This window comes from Myxococcales bacterium, from assembly GCA_016706225.1.
In the GTDB taxonomy this organism is placed as follows: Bacteria; Myxococcota_A; Polyangia; order Polyangiales; family Polyangiaceae; genus JADJKB01.
In genome coordinates this window covers 16,205-37,828 of the sequence record JADJKB010000013.1, presented here as the reverse complement: position 1 = coordinate 37,828, position 21,624 = coordinate 16,205, and the positions used below count along the sequence as shown (strand labels likewise).

Sequence of the window (21,624 nt, the reverse complement as noted above, 5' to 3'; positions counted from 1 at the left end):
TCGGGCTCCAGGGCACGGGCGCGGAATGAGTGTGCGCTCAGCGCTGGAGCAGGATTCGAAGGGTCGTGCGTCGCTTTTTTGGATCGGGCGGCGGAGCTTCGCTGCCGCCGCCGTAGACGGCCGCGGTCAGCGTGAGGGTCGTGAGCCGGGTTGCCTCTACGCCGTTTTGAAGCAAGAGCTGCCGCACGGTGCGCGCGCGCTCCATGGCCACAGCCGGCTGTTCCCCGGGCGAGATCTGGCCGACGATGGCCACACACTCGATGCCGGGGTTGGCCTTGATGCGCGCGGCTGCCGCAGTGACCTGCGCCGTCGCCTCGGGAGTGGCAACCGCCGAGGCCTCGCTGAACAGGATCTCCTCGGGCATCTGCGCCGCGTTCTTGCTCAGCTCCGGCAGCTTGTCTTGCGTGGCCTGCGACTCGATCTGCGCGCAGCCGTGGACCTGCTGCGCCGGGGTGGCCCCGGTCGGCTGAAACGGCGGCAGGTTGATGGACAGCTTGCCAGGCTCGCACACGCCCGGCGGTGGCGCTGCCATCTGGCAGGTTGCGGTCTGGTGTTGCGCGAAGAAACCGTCGAGCTCGACCTCCTGCGACGACATCACCCGGATCTCTTCTCGCAGGATGGGCGGCGTGAAGGTCGTGTTCGACGGGTTCGACTGAGGTTCGTAGATGACCTCGTAGATCCCGTGCGGCGCTGGGAACTCGACCTCACGGATCTTCGTCACCGACTTGAGATTGCAGGTCCCGCTCCACGGCGCCTCCGCCGCGCAGTGACGCTCCGAAGGTCCGCCACAAGCGAAGAATGACGCGAGCAAGAGCGCGCCGGGCAACGTGCAAAGAGGCCAGGTCCCGAGCAGCTTCATGCAGCGAAAGCTACAACAACGAGCCGGCCTCGGCGACTCATCGAACGCCACGCCGGCCGATTCACCCGCGCAAAAACCGCAGAGGGTTTCTTCGAGGTTACCCCCGGCGCGCGACCGGCCAGAACTTCGCGACTCATGCCAGGCCAGAGCAGGCATCCGCCGGCCTCGCCGGTAGTTCAAGCGGGTTTTCGCCGCTCATGCCCATCGCGATCCGAGCGTCGCGAGGCTGCTCAGGTCGAGACTAGGGCACGAGCACGATTGCGCCGTCGAGCACCGCGAGATCGCCGTCTTTCTTGATCTTCATGCCACCCTCGAGCCGCGTGAACCCCTTGGCCGGGAACGCCCCGTCCTCCGCCATCAGCCAGCCACTCTCGAGGCGAGTGAGCTTCACGAAGTGCCGCGCGCCCTCCGCCCCGGCGTACGGCGCGGGGTCGTGCACGACCAGCGTGTCCGGCGTCGGCTCCGCGTTTTCGTCGATGTTGCTGCCGACCACGGTCAACCAGTGACCACCATGACGGCGGTAGAAGTCTCCACCGTACTTCGCCGGGGTGTACCAACCGGCGTGAATCACCGCAATGCCGCCCTGCGCCAGGGCCTGCTCGATGAACCCGAGCTCGGCGCTCTTCACGCCGGTGGTGAAACGCACCGGGTGGCCACGCCAACCCTGATACGCCAAGCGTTTGTAACCCCAACCGCTGTCGCGCATGAAGGCGTGCAGTCCCTGAAGCACGTTCTTCACCCCGGTGCCGCCGTTCGGCGTCGTGCCCATGTAGCGGCCCGAGCCGAGCTTGCGCACGAGCTCGAGGTGACGGGCGCGTTCGCTCTCCCCCGTTGGGACGAGCGTCTCGCGCCCGTTCTCGGCCAGCCACATCAGTGCGTTCGACATGGCGACCGGTCCACACCAGGCCTCACCCCCGCCGGACACACCGAGCGCGGGATCCGTCTGGGTCAGATCCGGCATGTTCCGCAGCTGCTCCGCCAGCCGCGTTGCGCGAGCGTGCGCTAGCTGGTCACGATGGCGCGCGGCTTCGAGCTCCGAGACCGCCGGTCCCGTCAGTGCGATTGCCGGTCTCGCCAGACCCTGGAGCATGCCCTGCCCCGGGCCGCGGGCGGGCTGCGCCTCGGCGGACGAGGGACCGAAGCGCAGGGCCAACAGCCCGGCGCCGGCGGTCAAAGCCAGGGAAATCCAAGCGCGTTTGCGCATGCACGGGCAGCCTACGTAATCGGGCTGGGGCCGTCAAAGTCGTGGTGCTTCCCACGGCCCCGGCTTTCCGTATCATGCGCGCCATGTCGAACCGACGCGAAGTCTTCACCGTGCGCTTGCTCTCGAGTCTGATTGCTCTGTCCGCCTTGGGCGGCATCGCCGCGTGTGGCGCCGGCGGAGTCGGCAACGCCGTACGCCCGAAGGAATCGAGCGCCACGGATGCGCTCGAAGAGGGCAAGTGTGAGGGCGTGAGCGGTGGCGGCGAGCCGCTGGTCGTCGACTGGAAGCCGGACCAGCGGGGTGACCTCGAGATCGCCATGAAAGAGGGCGTGGCAGTGGTCGGCTACAGCTGCCAGGGCATCAAGCTGTTGAAGGACTGCCACCTGGAGGGCAGCTACGGCTACATGGGCATGACCCGCAAGGAGCAGGTCGTGCGGCTCAACAACTCCGACGAGGTGCGGGCCAACCTCCCGCTCAGCGGCGTGAAGCTGAGCGCCGAGCTCAAGCGAGGCTCTTCCCTCGACGTCGCCATGGTGATGGTGGGCAAACAGAAGACCACCTGGACAGAGCCGACGAAGGCCGACCTCAAGGGCACCTGCGACGGCGCGACCCACTTCGTGCGGGGCGCAACGGTCGGTGCGTTCGTGATGGAGACCAATACCAGTGGTGAAGCCAAGGCGGCCGCGGCCTTCTTCGGCGCCGAGACCAGCGGTGCCTCCGCCAGCAACCGCCAGGTCCAGAACAAAGAAGGTGACATGAGCTCGTGCAAGGCGGCGACGTCGAACGGTGCGAGTGCGCCGGATCAGTGCGGCGCGCCGGTGCGCCTGCTGCTGGCGCCGATCGCGAAGGACAAACCCGCGGACGAGAAGCCCGCCAAGGCTCCAGCAGTCGAGCTCGCCAAACACGAGGGCGGCTGCCCATTGGGGCTGGTGATGTCGGAGGGCAAATGCACCAAGGCAGCGGACGCCCCCGCGTACCAGTGCAAGACCAGCGACGCGAAAGAGTGCCAGACCCAGTGTGACAAGAATCACGCGGGAAGCTGCGGCGCTCTGGGGGTCATGTACGCGACCGGCGACGGCATGGCCCGCGACGCAAGCCGTGCGGCGCAGCTGTTCGAGAAGGCCTGCGGTGGCGGTGACGTGCCGAGCTGCGTGAACCGCGGGCACATGCTCGCGGATGGCAGCGGCGTCACGAAGGACGAGGCCAAGGCGGCGGAGCTGTTCGAGAAGGCCTGCACCGACGGCAGCGCGGAGGGCTGCGGGTTCCACGGGGTGCTCCTGCTCGAGGGACGCGGGGTCACCAAGGACCTCGGCAAGGCCGCGGAGGCGCTGAAACACGCCTGCGAGGGCGGACACGACAAGAGCTGCGGACGGGCCGCGCGACTCTACGCAACGGGCGATGGCGTGACGCAGGATCTGGCCGTTGCCCTCGGCCTTTACACCAAGGCCTGTCGGGGCGCCGATGGCGCGGCGTGCGCTTCTCTCGCTCAGATGCACGAGGCCGGGCAAGGCACCGGCAAGAACCTCATCATCGCTGAGATGCACTATCGGCGCGGCTGTTACATGGGGAACGCGGAGGCCTGCGCCGATCTCGGTCGCGTCGAGGCCGGCAAACCCGGGGGCAACGCCGACAGCGCCAAGCGCAGCTTCAACATGGCGTGCCAGCGCATGAACAGCTTCGGCTGCGCCGCCATGAAGGTGCTCTACGGCGGGACGGGAACCGTGATCCCGAATGTCCGCGACATGATGGAGTGGCGCCAAGCCTGCACCCGCAGCGACCTGCGCGCCTGCACGCGGCTCGGCACGCTGAACGCGGCGACGGGACAGAAGGCCGGTGCAACCATGGAGCTGCAGCGCGCCTGCAACAGCGGCGACGGTTTTGCCTGCCTGGTGGGCAAAGCCATCAAGTGAGCGGTCGCCGACACTGACCGCCGACGGCGGCGGCGAGCCGGAGCGAGTTGCTTCGCACAGCTCGACCCGCGGCAGCCCTGATTGGTAGTCGGGCCGACCGGCAGCCGAAGAGCGGTGCGACCCGCGTCGCTCGGGTTTAACGGGCCCGCCCTGCGTGGCATGCTCCCGACATGGGAAACCTGCATCCCGGGGTGATCGCGCTGATCGCGGCGCTGGTGGGTGGCGTGGCCGGCGGCGCCGTCGCAAACATGACGATCAAGGTGCCGACCGCGGCCGCCAGCGCGGAGGCCGGCCCGGGCGCGGCGCCGGCGGACACCACCGACCTCGCCCGACGCGTCGCCGAGCTCGAGCGCAACGCCACCAAGACCGAGCGCACACGCCGCCTGGAGCGAGCCGTGGCACAGGCCGGCGGCGGCGACGACGCGGACGCGGGAGCACCCCCGGGCGCTCGCGCCATCGACGATCCGGTGTTCGAGACCGCCGTTCGCGATGTCATCGATCAGATCGACGAGGAGCGAAAGGAGGAGCGGGACACCCGCCGCGCCGATCGACGTCGGCGCATGGCCGAAGGCTGGACCACCGAGCTTGCCACCGAGCTTGCCTTGAACGATGCGCAGAAGCAGAAGGTCATGAAGGTGGTGGAGGACTACTACGAAGGCTTGCGGGCGATGCGCGAGTCGGACGCGGGCCCACCTGCCAGTCGCGGCGAGTGGCAGCAGCGAGCCAAGGCGGAGCGTGAGAAAGCCGAGACCAAGCTCGCTCAGGTGCTCGACCCCGGACAGATGGCAAAATACAAGGGCCTCGACGACGACAAGAAGCTGGGAGTTGGCGGCGGCGGTCGAAGGCGCGGCCGCGGCCAGTGACGGGAGACGGCGGCCGACTCGGTTGACAGCGCGGGCACGTTTCGTTCACCGTTGAGCGTGTGACCGCAAACGCCGCTCTTGCGCCAGCCTTGCTGTTCTTGTTTTCCCTCGGGGCTTGCAACTCGTCGACCAACCAACCGGCCGACGACCCCTCGCCCTCGGGACCGCCGCGCCCGGCGCCAGCGCCAATCGTTCAGCAGACCTACACCCCCGGACCGGCCAGCGCGGGACAGGACCCGGCGCCGCAGTCGAACGACGCGCCCGAGATCAGCCGCTCTGCCGGCGTAGAGGGCGGAGCGATCGTGCTCTGGCCGCGCATCGTGCTGCCCAAGGACGCCGGCAAACCCGATCTGGAGACGCTGAAGCTGGCGGCCCAGGTGCAGTCGCGCCTCGCCGACGTTGCGCGCAAGGTGCTAGGCAACGTGAAGATCGACATGCGCCCGGAGCCCGAGCGGGTCTGCCCGAAACAGGGCTGCAAGTCCGTCTCCCTCGGGATCTTGTTCGCCAAGGCCAGCGGTGGCTGCTCGATCATGGCCCTGGTGAGCGCGCCCGGCGCCTCTCCGCAGCGCATCGTGCTGTGGTCACCCGGCCTGGTGAAGCTCAGCCAAGACACGGTGGGGTTTCGTGAGCCGGCGGAGCGCGTGGTGAAAGTCCCCGACTACGGCAGCTGCGCCGCGCTGCCTGGTGATCTGGCCGGCAAGGACAAAGACGTCGAGGCGGCGATCCGCGCCGCCGCGGGGCGCTGAGCTGAAACGTGGCACTCCGGGTCCCCGGCCTGTGGGCTGCGTCGTGCATCGCGCTCTTGTCATCGAGTGCAGGAGCCGATGAGCTGGTGGTCGCGACGGCCGAGGTGACCGCATCCCCGCAACTCGATCCGGACTCGCCCAACACGAAGCTCGACTGCTTGCGGCCCGGCGCACGCTGCCCCCGAAGAGGCCTCGAGCAGCAGGTGGTCGCGCTGTTTGGCCTGCGCGGGAGCGAGACGGCCGTCGCCGGCAGCGACACCAAGGGCGGCGTCAGTTTGTCCTCGACGTCCGCGTCGTACCTCACCGACCGCCAAGCCGGCGTCAGCGCCCGCGCCTCTCATTTCGCGTTCCTCGGCGGGGGGCGCGGCGGCATGCAGGGTGGCATCGGTGTCGATCTCGGCATCGGTCTGTATCAAGCCGTCGGCCCGCACCACGGGCCGTTCTCGCGGCTCGGCGGCCGGGGGTTCGTGCTGTCGTACCCCGTCTTCTACGCTTCCCTCATCGAGCTGCCGGATCTGCAACTGGGGTATCAGTGGCTGTCTCGCTCTTTGCACCTCGAGCTCGCGCTGCGTGCAGGTCCGGTGCTCACCGGGCGTATGCATCCCGATGGCGAGCGTCGCCGCCTCGGCGGAGGGTTCGAGTGGGGCGGTCACACTGCGCTCCGGGCCGGCGCCGTGAGCTTCGAGCTCGAATTGACCCATGTCGAGGGGCGCGACGACCAACCCCGCGGCGGCGTCGACCTCGTCGCAGCGTCGTTGTGCGGCGGGGCCCGATTCCTGGGCGCCTGCTTCGACGCCCGACTCTTTTCGGGTCGGACGGACTCCGGAGCCTCACCACGGGAGACCGTGGTCTTTGGCCTCAGCGTGGGCTCGTTCACCGACGAGTCGAACCGGGCGCACTGAGCGCTGGCGGCTGGACTCATCTTTGTTCAGACTGACGCGGCGTGAGCCAGCTCAAAGACGACCACCACTGGGTCATCGAAGAGGCGCACTCTCTCGACGTCACGAGCGAGGAGCAGTTCGACCGCATTCAGTTTGCGATGCGCGCCCTCCGCCTGCTCCGGCCCAAGATGACGGTGGCGGTGTACCCACGCGCGCGCAGCTTTTCGGTCGAGCGAGGTCGTGATCTCGCGACCGAACCCAGCGGCACCTGGGCCATGCTGGGGATCCCAGCGGACGCGAGCCGTGCGCACATCGCGCTGGCGATCGCCGAGCTGACGACCGCCGAACGGCGCCCTTGGCTGATCGATCTGCTGGTCAAGAGCACGCCGTGAGCCAGAGGGCCGACGAATTGCCGGCGCCGGGGTCGCGCCCGGCCGATGCGCGGCCGCTGGGGCCGTTGACCACCTCCGGCGCGCGCACTAAGTCACGGGCTCCCATGGGCGACCGGCTGAGCGATGATCTTGCCTCGCTGAAGCTCGACCGGAGCACCGGCGGCGGAGGCGGAGGCGTATCGAGCGCCGGGCCCTGGATCAAACGCCTGGCGTGGTTGGTCGTCGTCGGTGGCGTCGGAGCCGGGGGTTACCTGGTCGCGTTGCCCAAGCTCGAGGCGACCCTGTTCAAACCCGAGGTGGCCGTCACTGAGATCCTCACCATCACCCCGGCACAGGCCGCTGTGCAGCTGACGTCGAGCGGTTACGTCGTGGCTCAGGTGTCGAGCGACGTCGGGCCCATCGTGGCAGGCCGCATCAAGAGCATCACGGTCAAGGAGGGAGATCGGGTCGAGCGTGGCCAGATCATCGCGACGCTGGAGAACGCCGATCGCAAGGCGGCGATCACGGCCGCGCGCTCTCAGGTCACGAGCTCCGAGGCGCGGGCGCAGGTCTCGCGCGCCGATCTCTCGGCCCTGGAGCTCAAAGCCAAGCGCGAGCGCGCCCTGGCCCGGGAGGGTGTGAGCAGCGCAGCCGTGGCAGACGACCTCGAGGCGCAGGTGGCCGCGCAGAAGAAGGTCATCGAGGCCGCGGAGGCCCAGACCAAAGCCTCACGCGCCGAGGTGCGAAACCTCCAAGTGAACCTCGACTACATGACCGTGACGGCGCCCATCAACGGAACGGTCGTCGGTAAACCCGTGGGGGTTGGCGCGATGGTCGGACCGTTCGTGGGGGCCATCGTCAAGCTGGTCGACCTCGCTTCGATCATGGTCGAGACCGACGTGCCCGAGGGCCGAGTGCACAACCTCGCAGTCGGGGGGCACACCGAGATCTTGCTCGATGCGTTCCCGAGCCGGCGTCTCCGAGGCGCGGTCGTCCAGATCGGCCCGCGGGTCGATCGCGCCAAGGCGACGGTCACCGTGAAGGTGAAGTTCGTCGACCCGACCGATGGCCTGTTGCCCGACATGGCCGCGCGCGTGAATTTTCTCGGCGAAAAGCTGGATGAAAAGAGCATGGCGGAGCCACCCAAGCTCGTCGTGCCGAGCAGCGCCGTCTCCGATCGGAACGGCGCGAAGGTCGTGTTCGTGATCGACGACGGTCGGGTCCGCATGCGTACTGTGACGCTCGGCGCGCCGATCGCCAATGGGTTCGAGCTGGTCGAGGGGCCGCCGAGCGGCACCCGAGTGGTCAAAGATCCGCCGCCGAACCTGTCGGATGGGCGCGACGTGAAAGAGAAGAGCGGGACGTGAGCGAAGAACAAGCGATCATCGAGCTCCGCGGAGTGAACAAGACCTTCACCCGAGGCAAAGAGAAGCTCGAGGTCTTGAGTGACCTCGATCTGGACATTCCCAAGGCCTCCTTCGAGGCGCTGATGGGGCCGAGCGGTTCGGGCAAGACCACCCTCCTGAACCTGATCGCGGGCCTCGATCGGCCGACGCGCGGCACGCTGAAGGTGGCCGGGCAGGACATCGGAACCCTCGGGGATTCGCAGCTCTCGCGCTGGCGAGCTCAGCACATCGGCTTCATCTTCCAGCACTTCAACCTGATCCCGGTGCTGACCGCGCTGGAGAACGTCGAGCTCCCGCTGCTCTTGACCAAGCTGCCGGGCGCCGAGCGGAGGAAGCGCGCGGCCACGGCGCTGCGGGTGGTTGGGCTCGAAGACCGCATGGACCACCGGCCGCAGCAGCTCTCCGGCGGGCAAGAACAGCGGGTCGGAATCGCCCGCGCCATCGTCCACGACCCGACGATCTTGGTCGCCGACGAACCCACCGGCGAGCTCGACCGGCAGAGCGCGGACGAGATCTTGGGCCTGCTCGAGAAGCTCAACAAAGAATTCGAGAAGACCATCCTGATGGTCACCCACGATCCGGCCGCCGCGGAACGCGCGACCATCATCCGCAAGCTCGACAAGGGGCAGCTGGTATGAGCCCCGAGGTGCTACGCGCATGAGGCTCGGGACGTTGGCGCTCCGCAACATCCGCCGCAATCGCCTGCGGACAGTGCTCACGGTGCTCGGGGTCGCCGTCGCGATCTTGTCGTTCGTGCTCTTGCGCACCGTGCTCGACGCCTGGAACTCCGCCGCCGAGTACGCCGCACAAGATCGACTGGCGACCTGGCACAAGGTCACCTTCGTGATGCCGCTGCCCAAGCGTTATTTCGAGGACGTGCGCCAGGTCCCGGGGGTGAAGAGCGCGACCTTCCTGAACTGGTTCGGCGCCAAACATCCGACGCGCGAGCGGGAGTTCTTCGCGAACATGGCGGTGGACAGCGACACGTTCTTCGACGTGTACGACGACATGGTCGTGCCACCGGCCCAGCTGACCGCCTGGAAGGCCGATCGCCAAGGCGCGATCATCGGCGCCTCGCTGAGCAAACAGTTCGGCTGGAAGGTTGGAGACGAGGTCACCCTCACGGGCACGATCTATCCCGGCGACTGGAAGTTCCGCGTGTCGGGCATCTACACCGCCGCGCGCCGCTCGGTGGACCAGGCCCAGTTTCTCTTCCACTGGGAGTACATGAACGAGTCCATGCCCGCCGGTCGCAAGGACCACATCGGCTGGATCACGACCCGGATCGGGGACGCCGCGAGCGGCGGCACCATCAGCGCGGCCATCGACAAGGTGTTCGACGAGCGAGAGGTCCAGACCCAGACCATGAGCGAGCGGGCGCTGAACGCTCAGTTCATCGGCGCTGCGTCCGCCATCCTGACCGCACTCGACGTCGTGAGCATCGTGATCTTGGCGATCATGATGCTGATCCTGGGCAACACCATCGCCATGGGGGTGCGGGAGCGTACCCGGGAGTACGGCGTGCTGTTGGCGCTCGGGTTCCGCCCCAAACACATCCTGGGTTTCGTGATCGGTGAGAGCCTGGCCGTCGGGTTCCTGGGCGGTGTCGCGGGCCTGGCGTTGTCCTATCCCATCGTGCAGCAGGGCATGGGCCGCTGGCTGGAGGAGAACATGGGCTCCTGGTTCCCCTACTTCCGCATTCCGGCGACGGTGGCCGCCTTGGCCGTCGTGATCGCGGTCCTCTTGGGGCTCGTGGCGGCGATCGTGCCGGCCTGGCGCGCCTCCAAGCTCGACCCGGTCGATGCGCTCCGGAGGCTCGGTTGATCCCCATCTCGTACAACGTGCGCAACCTGGCCGTCCGAAAGGCGACGACCATCGCCTCGGCGGGCGGCATCGCGCTGGTCGTGTTTGTGCTCGCCGCGTCGTTGATGCTGTCGGAAGGGCTGAAACGCACCATGACCAGCTCCGGCCGGGCGGACACCGCGGTCGTGCTGCGCAAGGGCAACAACGCCGAGCTGGGCAGCACCATCGACGACCCCACGGTCGGCATCGTGCGCAGCGCAGCGGGCGTGAAGATGAAGAGTGACGGCACGCCGATGGCGGTCGGCGAGGTGCTGGTCGTTGCACTGATGGCGACCTCCGACGGCAAGGGACGCACCAACGTGCAAATGCGGGGGGTGCCCAGCGATGCTCTCGACTTCCGACCCGAGGTCCACATCGTCGAAGGACGACCGATCAAACCCGGGACGGACGAGGTCATGGTGGGGCGCTCAATCAGCACCCGGTTCAAGAACCTCCGGCTCGGCGACTCGTTCGAGCTGCGCAAGAATCGACCGGTCAAGGTCGTGGGGATCTTCGAGGCCGGCGGTACCTCTTCGGAGAGCGAGGTCTGGGCCGATCTGGAGATGTTGCGCGAGGCCTTCGGCCGCCGCGGCGTGGTCTCGAGTGTGCGAGTCCGACTCGACTCACCCAGCCGCTTCGAGGCCTTCGAGGCGGCGATCGAGAGCGACAAACGCCTCGGCCTCGACGCCATCCCGGAGCGGGAGTTCTACGAGAAGCAGAGCGAGGGCACGACGCTGTTCATCACCGTGATGGGCGTCCTGATCGCGGTCTTCTTCAGCATCGGCGCCATGATTGGTGCCATGATCACGATGTACGCGGCGGTCGCCAACCGCCGCCGAGAGGTCGGAGTGCTGCGCGCCATCGGCTTCTCGCGCTTCAACATCGTGCTGTCCTTCCTGCTCGAGTCGCTGCTGTTGTCCCTGCTCGGTGGAGGGGTCGGTGCGCTCGCCGCCGTCCTGATGGGGTTCGTGCGATTCTCCATGATGAACTTCGCGACCTGGAGTGAGATCGTGTTCCAGTTCACCCCCACGCCGCAGATCATCGGGCTGAGTGTGGTTTTTGGCGGTGTCATGGGGGTCGTGGGCGGGTTCCTGCCTGCCCTGCGCGCCGCCGCCGTCTCCCCCATCGACGCCATGCGGGAGTGAGCGGGTGCGGATTTCTCCGGGCGCCCCCCGGAGAGCCCTCGGCCCGAGGGCAAGAGGCGCTATGTTGATCGCGCCGTGAAGCGCGGGGACTACATCGGTGGACGCTTCGAGGTCCAGGGCCTCGCCGGCACCGGCGCGATGGGGATCGTGTGGCGCGCGCTCGATCGCGAGACGGGCGAGACGGTCGCGGTGAAGCTGCTCCGCGCCGGCGCCGAGGGGGAGCGCTTTCTGCGCGAGTCGCAGCTGCTCGCCGAGCTCGACCACCCGGGGATCGTGAAGTACGTCGCGCATGGGACCTCTGATGAAGGGCCCTACCTCGTGATGGAGTGGCTCGAGGGGGAGAGCCTGGCGCAGCGACTCGACCGCGCCGAGCTGAGCGCGGCCGAGTCCGTGCGAGTCGCGACCCGCATTGCCTCCGCGATGGGAGCCGCACACCGGCGTGTGGTGGTGCATCGTGATCTGAAACCGTCGAACATCTTCCTGGTCAAGGGTTCGCTGGACGACGTGCGCGTGCTCGACTTCGGCATCGCACGTCAGGGGCTGACGTCCGGAGATCTCACCGTCACCGGGGTGATCGTCGGCAGCCCGCGCTACATGGCGCCGGAGCAGGCCCGGGGAGCCCATGACGTCGGCCCGACCGCGGACGTGTGGGGCATTGGCGCGATCCTGTTTCGCTGCCTGACAGGTCGACCCCTGCTCGCCGACGGCCCCATCGAGCTCGTGCTCTCGGAGCTCTTGATGTCACCAGTGCCACGCGTCAGCGATGTGCGCGACGGCGTCCCGCCGGAGCTGGACGAGTTGACCGCGCTCTTTTTGTCCAAGGAGCCCCGGGCCCGCCCGCCCAACGGCGACGCCGCGGCGAGTGCGCTCTCGAGCCTGTTCGTCGGGGAGGACGTCGAACCACCGAGAAGTCGCACGGCACGCGATGGCGCGGTGCTCACCCTCGCCGAGCAACGTTTTACCTGCGTGCTGCTGATCAGCGGCGTCGAGGACGGCACAAGGGCCGCCCTCGACCTGGCGCCGATCGCCGCACGCAGCGGCAGCGTGCTCGAACGGCGTGGCGAACACCTGGCGCTGGTGTTTGCTACCCAGGGCACGGCCAGCGACGTCGTGGCACACGCAGCGCGCACTGCGCTTCAGATCCGCAGCACTGCCCCGGGGCTCACCCTCGCGCTCGCCACGGGGGCTGGGCCCACGAGCGATCTCAAGGACCCCGAAAAGAGCGTGGTCGCGCGGGCCCAGGCCCTGAGCGATGCTGGTGCCAGCGGGATCTTCGTCGATCAAGTGAGTCGAGGCCTGCTCGAAGCGCGCTTTCATCTCGAGCTGCGCGACGATTCGAGCGGGCGCGCGCAGGTCTTGGGAGAGCGCCCCGACCCCACGCCGCTCCGCCGCCTCCTCGGTCGCGCAACCCCGTGTGTCGGGCGCGAGCGTGAGCTCGCGGTGCTGCAGTCACTGCTCAGCGAGACCCTCGCGGACAGCGTGGCGCGGGTCGCTATCGTCAGCGGCGACGCCGGCATCGGCAAGAGCCGCATCCGCTACGAGCTGCTGCGCCAGGCGCCGGCGGTGGCGCGCGAGGCCGGGAGCTCGCTGCCGGCGATCTGGCTCGGCCGCGCCGATCCCATGGCCGAGGGCTCACCCTTCGGGGTACTCGGCAGTGCGCTGCGCGGTGGCCTCGGAGTCTCGCTGGGCGCGCACCGGCGTGACGTGTTCCGGTTGTTGCACTCCCGGGCTGCGCGGGCTCGCGACTCGGGGCAGGCGGAGCGCATCGCCGAGGCGTTGGTCGATGTCGTGGTGGGTGAAAACGAAGCCGCCCGCCCCAACGACCCTCTGCGAATGGGCGATCAGATGCGCGCGGGCTGGGAGGACTTCCTGGAAGGCGAGCTGGCGGAGCACCCCGTGATCCTCGTGCTGGAAGATCTGCACTGGGGAGACTGGGGCAGCGTGCGCTTCGTGGACGCGGCGCTGCGCCAGCACGCCGATCGGCCGCTGTTCGTGCTGGCGCTGGCGCGCCCCGAGATCAGGGAGCGCTTCCCGAACTTGTGGGCCGAGCGGCGCGCGATCTCTCTGCCGCTGTCGGAGCTGGGCCGGCGGGCCGCGGAGCAACTGGTGGAGAGCATGCTGGGCAGCGGCATCGACAAGGCTCGAGTGCAGACCGTGGTCGAGCGCGCGAGCGGAAACGCATTCTTCCTCGAAGAGTTGATCCGCGCCGTCGCGGAGGGGGCGGAGGACGACGCCCTGCCCGGCAGCATCTTGGCGGTCGCCGAGGCCCGCGTCGCTCAGCTCGATCCGGAGCAGCGACAGGTCTTGCGCGCGGCAAGTGTCTTCGGTCAGCTGTTCTGGCCAGCCGGAGTGGCGCAGTTGCTCGGCCGGCAGCCCGATTCGGTGACCGCGGAGCTGGCTCGCCTCGCCGAGCGCGAGCTGGTCACCCGACGCCGGGACTCACGCTTCGGAGGCCACGAAGAGTACGTCTTTCGCCACACCTTCGTGCGCGAGACCGCCTATTCGATGCTCACCGCCGAAGATCAGCGGCTCGGGCACCGCCTGGCAGCCGACTGGTTACTCTCGGTCGGGGAGCGCGAACCTCTGCTCCTGGCCGAGCACTGGCAGCGCGGCGGAGAACCCGCCAAGGCCGCGCCGCTCTATCGGCGCGCAGCGGAGCACGCCATCGGCGGCAACGACTTCGAGCGCGCCGTCGAACACTGTGAGCGCTCACTCGCGGCGGGCGCGACAGGAGAGCTCGCGGGTGAGGTCTACCTGCTGATGAGCCAGGCGCACCAGTGGCGCGGCGCCGCGGAGGCGCGGGAAGCCGCCGCCCGACGCGCCGCCGAGCTGTTCGAGCCGCTGTCCCCCCGCTGGTACGTGGCGCTGGGCGAACAGGCGAAGATCGCCTCGCGCTCCGGTCGCCACGCCGCGCTCAAGGAGTTGTTCGAGACGATCGCGGCCGACAACTCTCCCCTCACCGCGGCCGCGCGGGCCCTCGTGCTCGCGCAGCTGTCCGTGCCCGCGCTGCGCGCCGGCGAGAACGAGCTGGCCAAGCGGATCTTCGCCGCCTTGCTGGCGAGTGAGAGTCATCTCTCGGCGAGTGACCACGCGGGACGCGGCTGGATCGCCCGCGCCCGCGGCTACGCCGCGCTCGTCGCCGGAGACGCCTCGACCTACCTGTAGGAGACCGAGGCTGCGGTGCGCGAGTTCGACCGCGCAGAGGATGAACGTCAAAGCGTGACCTTTCAGACCAGCGTCGGGTTTGCTCACATCGCGCTGGGCCAGTACGACCGGGCGGAGTCCATCTTGCGCGACGCGCTGGCCCGCGCCGAGCGCATGAACCTCGCGCTCACCCGCGCCATCGCCAAACACAACCTCGGCTACGCGGTCGCGCTCGCCGGGGATCTGGCCGAGGGCATTGGCATCGAGCGGGCGGCCATCGATGACGCCGTCAGCCAGCGTGATCGCTGGATCGAGTGTGTCTCGCACACGTACCTGGCGGCCCTGTTGAACCTGGCATCGGACTTCGACACGGCGCTCGAGTCCGCGCTCCACGCCGCAGAGCTGTCCGACGGACCGAACCGCGTGCTGGCGCTCGCGTTGGCCGCTCGGGCCGAGCTCGGTCGCGGTCAGCTCGATGCGGCGGTTCGCTACGCCAACGAGTCCACGGAGCTGTTGCAGACGCTCGGCAGCGTGGAGGACGGAGAGGGGTTGGCGCGCTTGACCGCCGCAGAGGTGTTCACCGCCGCCGGCGACGCCGAGCGCGCCCGCTCCTTGTTCTTGGCCGCGCGAGACCGCCTGCTCGACCGCGCGAGCAAGGTCTCGGATCCGGAGCTGAGGCAGAGCTTCCTCTACCGCGTGCCAGAGCACGCCCGGACGCTCGAACTGTGCGGCGCCCTCGAACCGCCCCTCACTTGAACGGCGGCGGCGCGACGGCGTGGGTCACCGCCTTGACGGTGCGCAGGGCAGCGATGAGCGCTCGTTTGTCGCCATCGGTCATGCCCTTGTAATAAGGCCAGGGCATGCCGTAGAGCGCCCGGCCATCTTTGCCGACACCCTCATTGAAGACCCGCATCAGGTCGTCGTCGGTGTAACTCCCGATCCCGGTGGCGGGGTCACTCGTGATGTTGGCCGAGAGCACCTGGCCCTTGCCCGGCACGTTGAACGGGGTTCCGCCGGCGAGGGACATGCCCGGGAGCGGCTCTCGCCGCTGGTTCACGCTGTCGTGACAATCGTGGCAGCTCGCCGCGGTGAGCAACCAATTGCCGCGGTCGACTCCATCCGGCGGCGCGCCGGCGCTGGGCTGGCTCAGCGGCGCCGGCGCCGCCCGAATGAACATCGAGACCGGGAAGTTGACCTCCATGCGCCCGGGGTCGTTCTTGATCACCGGCAACGTGCGCAGGTACGCGATGATGGCCAAGGTGTCGGCGTCCGACAGCGTCTTGGCGAACGACTGGTACGGCATCATCGGAAACAGCGCTCGACCGTCCTTGGCGATCCCCTCGCGCATCGCCCGCGCAATTTCGCCGTCGGTCCAGCCGCCGATGCCCGTCGCTTTGTCGGGTGTGAGGTTGCCGGCACGGATGTGACCCGGGAAGCCGGGGACGTCGCCGAAATCGCGGCCTTCGCCCGCGTGTCCCTCGACCAGGGGCTCGCCGGGCCGGGTCTCGTCCACCTTCGAGTGGCAACCGACACACCCGGTCACGTGGTGCACCAGATAACGTCCGCGTTCGATGGCCTCGGGAGTGTTCGGCGCGGTCAGGTTCTCGGCCGCGCGCGCCTTCGGCAGCATGCCGTAGAACCGCACCAAGAGCGCGCTCACACCCAGAACGACCAGCGCTGCCAGCGCCAGCAAGACCCGCTTCACAATCTTCATCGTTTCACTTCCCGTTGAACGTGCGTACATGGGCGACGAGCGAGGTGATCTGCGCGTCCGAGTAGACGGCGCCGAACGCCGGCATCACGCCACCCTTGCCGCCGCGGATCACCGCCTCGATCTGCTCGTCGGTGCGCGCCGCCTGAAATACCGGATCCGTGAAGTTCCGGGGTCCCGGCTGCCCCGGCCCCAGCGCTGGCCCACCCTTGCCCGAGAGGCCGTGACAGCGCGCGCAGGTCTGAGCAAACAGCGCCGGTCCTTCTGGCGCGCCGTCGGCCGCCGAAGCCTTGCTGCAGCTCGGCAGGATGCTGATTGATGCGAGCGCTGCGCACGCCAGCCAAGCGGCCTTCACCCACCTCATCGACCACGCAGGATGCCTCGGATCCCGCGCGCGATTCAAGCGGAAGCGACGGCCCGGGTCAGCCGCGGACGACGCCCGGGCCGGCTTTGTCGGCCACTCGGAGCGGGTGTAGCCTGGTCGAAGTGACGAACTCCATCACCCGACTCGTGTCCGTCGTGCTCAGCCTCGGCCTCGCCTCCGCGTGCGGAAGCGACGGCAGCACGGACTCGGTATCGAACGGCGGCAAGGCGGGCAGCGGCAGCGGCGGCGGAACCGGCGGCAGCACGAGCGGAGGCAGCGGCGGCACCAGCGCGGGTGGCAGCAACGCCGGCGGCGCGGGCGGCGGCGGGACCAACGCCGGCGGCATGAGCGGAGGGGGTGGCGCGAGCGGCAGCGGCGGTTCGACTTGCAAGGCCACCCTGCCGGCGCCGACCTACGTCGATCCCAAGACCGCGAAGGAGGTCTCGATCAAGAACGACCCCGGAGCGGCCGCTGGCATCTTCGATCCCAGCATCGAGTACCCGCTGGGCGCACCCGCGGGAGCCATGAGTTACTCCGGTGTGATCGCCCAGAACGACATCTCGACTCGCATCGCCGTCTCGACTGACCAGGGTGCCACGTGGACCTTCGTCGCCGCGGCGAACCAGTCGAAGCCCGCGACCGTGCCGGTGCCCGTCGGCTCCCCGCGCTGTCCGAGCGGGACCTGCAGCGGTCAGCTGATCCACGAAGTCTCGTCTCTGGTCTTCGACGCCGATGATCCCGACACGACCCGACGCTGGAAGCTCTTTGCCCACTCGTACCTGGTCATGGGTCAGGACAAGCTGCAGTACGACCTCGGCTACATCTCCTTGTTCACCGCCGCCGAGCCTCACCTCACCTGGACCGACGAAGGCAAGGTCGTCGGGTGGAACAGCGAGTCCGAGTTCTCGAGCAAAGGCGCCAAGACGCTTGCGACGAGCTTCCCGGCGCTGGCCGATTGCGTGGTCTTGACGGAGCCGGACGTGATGTGGCGGCAAGGCGGGGTCCTGGAGCTCGCTGTCGGCTGTGTGAAGCTCGGCTCTCCGTCCTCGATCCGCATCGAGCTCCTGCGTTCGTTCGATCACGCCAAGACCTTCCTCTACGCGTCCCGTCTACTCGAGGCCTCCGACGCTCATTGCCTTGGCGGCAGCCTGCCCCAGGTCAACGCACCCGAGCTGTTCGTGGCGCAGGGCAAGACCTGGCTGATCGCAACCCCCGCGGGCCCGGTCCCCCCCGCGGGCACCGGCTACCGCGGTTGTTTCGTGATGCCGGTCGCGGCCGGGGGCAAAGGCGTGCAGCGGGACACGAGCGGCGCACCCAAAGTGGAGCGCGTGCTCGACGCACCCGACGGGCGCTTCACGGGCGCCTGCAGCGTGGCCGAGGGCGCAGCAGCGATGGGTTACGCCGTTTCGGAGGCCAGCTTCGACACCGCGCCCAACGTCTTCCACATCTTTCAGTCGGGTCAGGCCGCGCCCTAATTTTTTTGCAAGCTCCGCGGGGACCGGGCCACCGATCGACGCAGGCTGTTCGTGGTGGGGGACGAGGGTTACTTGTTCGGCCCTGGCCCAATCGGCGGTCAGCTGGTGCTGGATTCGTGCCGCTAGCGCTCCACACTTGCCGCGCTCCCCCGCTCAACGCCAGATCCCCAAGGACACCGCCCAGCCCAGGTACTCACGCGACGTATCCAGGGCCGCGCCGAGCGCCAGCTTGTCGTCGTCGCGCAGAAGGCCGAACAGGCTCCACTCGAACAGGCGGGTGTCCACTCCCACGGTAGCGTGGGTGCGTGGGGTGTTTTCGCGAAAGCGCGTCGGCTCGAGGTAACTTCCGACGCGCAGCTTGACCCAGTTCGGGATGGCCTCGGTCTCGACACCGAGCCGCGGAGTGTACGTGACCCGTTCGCCGGACCGATCGACGTAGCCTTGCAGGAATGACTCGACGCCGACGCTGTTCTTCACGTCACCGTCGATGCGAAGCTGCGCGGAGAGCAGCAGGTAACGCCGCGGCATGGCGAGATACCGGCGGTGCAGCAGCTCAGCGACGCGTTCGCGCTCCTGGGCTCGATACGTCACGTCGTTGCTCGCCTCGGCTTCAGCGGCGAGCCGCGCGGCTTCTTCCGCGTCGGGCCCCGCGCGCCGCGCTCGGTCTAGCTCCTCTGCCCGCGCTCGCTCGCGGCGCTCCAGGTAGTCATCTACCCGTCGCATCACGACCACCGGATCCAGCCAGGCCACGTTCAGCGGCCGTGGGCCAAGCTGCAACGCCAGACCAAGGTCACTACTCCAAGGGCGTTTGACCCGCCGCGGCAGCCAGATGGCGTTCGGGCTCGTGGGGTCACGCAGCACGATGTCCCCACCCACTCGCTCGCCCCGCGCGTCGACGTCGGTCGTGAGCGGCGCGCGGACCGCGACTCCGACGCGAAAACGCTCGCCGGTGGGCCGCCACAGCAAGCCCCCCTCGAAACTCACACCGCGGGTCGTGAACACGTTGCCCTTGCGCGAGAAGATCTCGTTCGCGGTGGTCACGTCGAGCGCGGTGACGTGCAACCCGATGCCCCCCACCAGCTGACCGTCGTCTACTGCGCGCGCGAGGAACGTGCGCACGGTGCTGAACTGCGCACGGATGATCTCACTCTGCCCCCCCAAGGTCGGGTCTGGTTTTCTGAGCAACCCATAACGAAAGAGCTCGAGTCCGACGCCCACACCCCAGGGACCAACCTGGAGATTTCCGGACGGCGCGAGCAGCGTGAATTCCTGGGGATCGCTGCGACGCAGATCCGTGCGCCCGCGCCCCGTGTTGTAGAAGTCCGTGCTCGCGAGGGTGCCAGGAAAGAGCAGGCCCAAGCTCGCGTCGTAGTCGACGCGGGTCGCCGACCACGCCGCGCGCACGGCGGGCGCAGCGGGATTGTGCTGGTTCCCGTCCACCCCCTCGGCGATGGCCACATACGCACCAGCTAGCCCGAGCGCGCGCGGTCCTGCGAGCACCGGACCGCCCGCGAGATCGACGCTGTAGTCACTGGTGCGGAGTGCCGAACCGTTCGGACCCAGGGGACCGTCGGCAAACGCTGGCGTGGCGCGGAGCGCGAGCACCAAGAGCGGCCAAGAGCGGCGGATCATGCGCCGAACGCCCAACCCACCGCCACGAGGGTGTACGGCACCGTCGTGTGCCACAGGTTCGGTTCGTCCGTGGCGTCGCAGCGCACACACTCGGCGGCCGTCAGGTTGAAGATCCCCGCCGCGCCGAAGCTCCAGCGCAACGACAGCCCGGAGTCGGTGCGGCGCTCGAGCATCAGGCCGATGTTGCCCCAGACCGCGTGGTCCCAGCGCCAGGCCGGCGGACAGCGCCCGCTCGGGCAGTCCGAGTGTTCCTCGTAGCGTCCGACCGCGAGGCCGCCCTCTGCCCCGGCAGCAAATCCGTGGCTGACGATCAAGCGCAGGCGCACGTTGCTCGCGAGCTGTAGACTCTTTGTGCTCTCACCGACGCCGGCGCCCAGATTCCAGGAGAAACCCGGGCTGGGGCTCCAGTCGAACGCCACGCCCCCGAGCCCGAGCGGCGCGCCCAGCCCGAGCTCCGCCTCGATTGCATAGGGCCGCTCGACCCAGGGGCTGGCTTCGGGGCGATGGCGGTCGTCGAACGACTCCGCGTTCGGACCGAGTGCATTCGCGTCGACGCGGGGCAAGCTGTCGTCGGCGAGCGCGCGAACCGGCGTCGTCGATACGCAGAGAACGAAGAGGACGCCTGCTACGTGCACCAGCCGCGAGCGCATCACGCTTCCGACTTGAGACGTTTCAGTCCGGCGGACTCGAGCAGGCGGTAGAGGTGTTTGCGATCGACCCCGGAGATGCGCGACGCCTGCGACACGTTGTCCCCGGCGCGGATCAACAGGTCCTTGAGATAGTCGCGCTCGAAGCGCGCAACGAGCTCGGATTTTGCCTCGGAAAATGGACGATCGGCCCGCGCCACCCACTCGGTGTCCTGCTTCGCGGTGCTGCCGGCGAGCAAGATCGGCATGCCCGAAAAGGTCGTGCCGGGCGGTGAGAGTGCGACCGCGCGCGTGATGATGTTCCTGAGCTCGCGGACGTTGCCTGGGAAGTGATAACTGAGCAGGCGATCCAGGTTGTCGCTCCGCACGTCGTCCGCGGGGCGCCCCTCGCGGGCGAGCAGCACCTTCACCAGGGTCTCGACGTCCTCCAGCCGCTGCCGCAGCGGCGGCAGGTGCACCTCCACCACAGCCAGCCGGTAGTACAGGTCCCCGCGAAATCCGCCGCGCAGGACCTCCTCCGCCAGATCACGATGGGTCGCCGCGACCACTCGCACGTCGTAGCGCTCCGGCTTGCGCCCGCCGAGTGGGGTTACCTCGCCGGTCTCCAACATGCGCAGCAGTTTGGGTTGGAGGCCCAGCGGCAGATCACCGATCTCGTCCAGGAACAGCGTGCCTCCGTGGGCCAGCTCGAACGCGCCCGGGCGATCTCCGGTCGCGCCGGTGAACGCACCCCGCTGATGTCCGAACAGGTCGCTCTCGATCAGGGTCTCGCTCGACGCACCGCAGTCGAACACCACGAAGGAGCCGTCCTTGCGCGGGCTGTGCTCGTGCACCGCCCGGGCCGCGAGCTCTTTGCCCGTCCCACTCTCGCCGAGCAGCAAGATTGGCGCGGTGGAGGTGCTGGCGCGCTCGAGCACCGAGTACACCTGTCGCATCGCCAGGCTGCCACCGACCAGCGCCCCGAACTCCGCCCGAAGGCTGGGTGGGATCAGCACGGATTCGTCGGCCGGCACCAGCTGAATCAGCGTCCCACCCACGCGGAGCACCGCGCCGACCGGCACCGTGGCCTTCTGGATCGACGCACCGTCGAGCAGGGTGCCGTTGCGAGAGCCGAGGTCCGTCACCTCGAAGCCGTCGCCCTTGGGCACCAGCGAGCAGTGTCGGCGCGAGACCGCCTCGTCTGCGAGCACGACGTCCGCCGACGCATCAGCCCCGACGACCACCCCCACCGGCGGCACCGCGACCTCGAGCCCAGCATCGGGCCCGTGCAGCACCGAGAGCCGCGCCGGTCGCGGCCCCGCGGCCACCGGGATCCGGTTCGTAGTGCGAGTGAAGCGCATGCGCGCGGCGAGCATATCCCGGCTGTGGCAACCGCGCCCCAATCCACGCCCAACCTGCGGCATCGGCGCCTCGTGTTTTTGGCC

19 protein-coding genes are annotated in these 21,624 nt (G+C 68.7%); 12 read left to right on the top strand and 7 right to left on the bottom strand.

The window, feature by feature from the left end; all coding sequences use genetic code 11:
• Positions 1 to 37 precede the first annotated feature (37 nt).
• A complete protein-coding gene (locus tag IPI67_21240; protein ID MBK7582708.1) occupies positions 38 to 859 on the bottom strand; it encodes a hypothetical protein in 822 nt (273 codons plus the stop codon).
• 241 nt (positions 860 to 1,100) lie between these two features.
• The gene (locus IPI67_21235) at positions 1,101 to 2,063 is read right to left on the bottom strand and encodes a hypothetical protein (GenBank protein ID MBK7582707.1); all 963 of its coding nucleotides are present in this window, start codon (positions 2,061 to 2,063) and stop codon (positions 1,101 to 1,103) included.
• An 83-nt stretch (positions 2,064 to 2,146) separates the two neighbouring features.
• Here IPI67_21235 and IPI67_21230 point away from each other — a divergent pair, with 83 nt between their 5' ends.
• The 11 genes from IPI67_21230 to IPI67_21180 all read left to right on the top strand — a co-directional run bounded on the left by IPI67_21230 (position 2,147) and on the right by IPI67_21180 (position 15,127).
• Positions 2,147 to 3,973, top strand: a complete 1,827-nt coding sequence (locus IPI67_21230; protein ID MBK7582706.1) for a sel1 repeat family protein — start codon at positions 2,147 to 2,149, stop codon at positions 3,971 to 3,973.
• Between the two features lie 170 nt (positions 3,974 to 4,143).
• Positions 4,144 to 4,836 (top strand): hypothetical protein, encoded by a 693-nt coding sequence (locus IPI67_21225; protein ID MBK7582705.1) that lies wholly within the window; start codon positions 4,144 to 4,146, stop codon positions 4,834 to 4,836.
• Positions 4,837 to 4,925: 89 nt separating this feature from the next.
• On the top strand, positions 4,926 to 5,582 hold the full coding sequence (locus IPI67_21220; protein MBK7582704.1) for a hypothetical protein: 657 nt from the start codon (positions 4,926 to 4,928) through the stop codon (positions 5,580 to 5,582).
• Positions 5,583 to 5,590: 8 nt separating this feature from the next.
• A complete protein-coding gene (locus tag IPI67_21215) occupies positions 5,591 to 6,484 on the top strand; it encodes a hypothetical protein (GenBank protein MBK7582703.1) in 894 nt (297 codons plus the stop codon).
• Between the two features lie 41 nt (positions 6,485 to 6,525).
• Positions 6,526 to 6,855: a hypothetical protein gene (locus IPI67_21210; protein MBK7582702.1), complete on the top strand. Its 330-nt coding sequence runs from the start codon at positions 6,526 to 6,528 to the stop codon at positions 6,853 to 6,855.
• Positions 6,856 to 6,959: 104 nt separating this feature from the next.
• Positions 6,960 to 8,201, top strand: coding sequence for an efflux RND transporter periplasmic adaptor subunit (locus tag IPI67_21205; GenBank protein MBK7582701.1), 1,242 nt, complete (start codon positions 6,960 to 6,962; stop codon positions 8,199 to 8,201).
• Positions 8,198 to 8,878, top strand: a complete 681-nt coding sequence (locus IPI67_21200; protein MBK7582700.1) for an ABC transporter ATP-binding protein — start codon at positions 8,198 to 8,200, stop codon at positions 8,876 to 8,878. Before IPI67_21205 ends, IPI67_21200 begins: the two co-directional genes overlap by 4 nt.
• Positions 8,879 to 8,897: 19 nt before the next feature.
• Complete coding sequence (locus tag IPI67_21195; GenBank protein ID MBK7582699.1) at positions 8,898 to 10,064, top strand: ABC transporter permease; 1,167 nt, start codon at positions 8,898 to 8,900, stop codon at positions 10,062 to 10,064.
• Entirely contained in the window at positions 10,061 to 11,227 is a 1,167-nt protein-coding gene (locus tag IPI67_21190) for an ABC transporter permease (protein MBK7582698.1), read from the top strand. The genes IPI67_21195 and IPI67_21190 overlap by 4 nt, the downstream gene beginning before the upstream one ends.
• A gap of 75 nt (positions 11,228 to 11,302) precedes the next feature.
• Positions 11,303 to 14,392, top strand: a complete 3,090-nt coding sequence (locus IPI67_21185; GenBank protein MBK7582697.1) for a protein kinase — start codon at positions 11,303 to 11,305, stop codon at positions 14,390 to 14,392.
• A gap of 54 nt (positions 14,393 to 14,446) precedes the next feature.
• Positions 14,447 to 15,127, top strand: coding sequence for a hypothetical protein (locus IPI67_21180; protein MBK7582696.1), 681 nt, complete (start codon positions 14,447 to 14,449; stop codon positions 15,125 to 15,127).
• Here the strand turns inward: IPI67_21180 and IPI67_21175 are convergent.
• Both IPI67_21175 and IPI67_21170 read right to left on the bottom strand, forming a co-directional pair.
• Positions 15,120 to 16,085 (bottom strand): c-type cytochrome, encoded by a 966-nt coding sequence (locus tag IPI67_21175; protein ID MBK7582695.1) that lies wholly within the window; start codon positions 16,083 to 16,085, stop codon positions 15,120 to 15,122. The two genes, IPI67_21180 and IPI67_21175, sit on opposite strands and share 8 nt — an antisense overlap.
• A 4-nt stretch (positions 16,086 to 16,089) precedes the next feature.
• Positions 16,090 to 16,446: a c-type cytochrome gene (locus tag IPI67_21170; protein ID MBK7582694.1), complete on the bottom strand. Its 357-nt coding sequence runs from the start codon at positions 16,444 to 16,446 to the stop codon at positions 16,090 to 16,092.
• Positions 16,447 to 16,568: 122 nt separating this feature from the next.
• On the opposite strand from IPI67_21170, the gene IPI67_21165 reads away from it, so the two are divergent.
• Complete coding sequence (locus IPI67_21165; GenBank protein MBK7582693.1) at positions 16,569 to 17,921, top strand: hypothetical protein; 1,353 nt, start codon at positions 16,569 to 16,571, stop codon at positions 17,919 to 17,921.
• A gap of 153 nt (positions 17,922 to 18,074) precedes the next feature.
• Here the strand turns inward: IPI67_21165 and IPI67_21160 are convergent, their stop codons facing one another.
• Genes IPI67_21160 through IPI67_21150 form a run of 3 tightly spaced genes read right to left on the bottom strand, consistent with a single transcriptional unit; the run spans position 18,075 to position 21,540 of the window.
• Positions 18,075 to 19,553, bottom strand: a complete 1,479-nt coding sequence (locus IPI67_21160) for a hypothetical protein (GenBank protein MBK7582692.1) — start codon at positions 19,551 to 19,553, stop codon at positions 18,075 to 18,077.
• Entirely contained in the window at positions 19,550 to 20,203 is a 654-nt protein-coding gene (locus IPI67_21155; protein ID MBK7582691.1) for a hypothetical protein, read from the bottom strand. Before IPI67_21155 ends, IPI67_21160 begins: the two co-directional genes overlap by 4 nt.
• Entirely contained in the window at positions 20,203 to 21,540 is a 1,338-nt protein-coding gene (locus tag IPI67_21150; GenBank protein ID MBK7582690.1) for a sigma 54-dependent Fis family transcriptional regulator, read from the bottom strand. Before IPI67_21150 ends, IPI67_21155 begins: the two co-directional genes overlap by 1 nt.
• Between the last annotated feature and the right edge of the window lie 84 nt (positions 21,541 to 21,624).

Coding starts and splice junctions, on each gene's coding strand:
- IPI67_21235 (MBK7582707.1), bottom strand. CDS start 2,063: ATGCGCAAACGCGCTTGGATTTCCCTGGCTTTGACCGCCGGCGCCGGG.
- IPI67_21225 (MBK7582705.1), top strand. CDS start 4,144: ATGGGAAACCTGCATCCCGGGGTGATCGCGCTGATCGCGGCGCTGGTG.
- IPI67_21240 (MBK7582708.1), bottom strand. CDS start 859: ATGAAGCTGCTCGGGACCTGGCCTCTTTGCACGTTGCCCGGCGCGCTC.
- IPI67_21175 (MBK7582695.1), bottom strand. CDS start 16,085: ATGAAGATTGTGAAGCGGGTCTTGCTGGCGCTGGCAGCGCTGGTCGTT.
- IPI67_21160 (MBK7582692.1), bottom strand. CDS start 19,553: ATGATCCGCCGCTCTTGGCCGCTCTTGGTGCTCGCGCTCCGCGCCACG.
- IPI67_21155 (MBK7582691.1), bottom strand. CDS start 20,203: ATGCGCTCGCGGCTGGTGCACGTAGCAGGCGTCCTCTTCGTTCTCTGC.
- IPI67_21205 (MBK7582701.1), top strand. CDS start 6,960: ATGGGCGACCGGCTGAGCGATGATCTTGCCTCGCTGAAGCTCGACCGG.
- IPI67_21170 (MBK7582694.1), bottom strand. CDS start 16,446: ATGAGGTGGGTGAAGGCCGCTTGGCTGGCGTGCGCAGCGCTCGCATCA.
- IPI67_21150 (MBK7582690.1), bottom strand. CDS start 21,540: ATGCGCTTCACTCGCACTACGAACCGGATCCCGGTGGCCGCGGGGCCG.
- IPI67_21230 (MBK7582706.1), top strand. CDS start 2,147: ATGTCGAACCGACGCGAAGTCTTCACCGTGCGCTTGCTCTCGAGTCTG.
- IPI67_21195 (MBK7582699.1), top strand. CDS start 8,898: ATGAGGCTCGGGACGTTGGCGCTCCGCAACATCCGCCGCAATCGCCTG.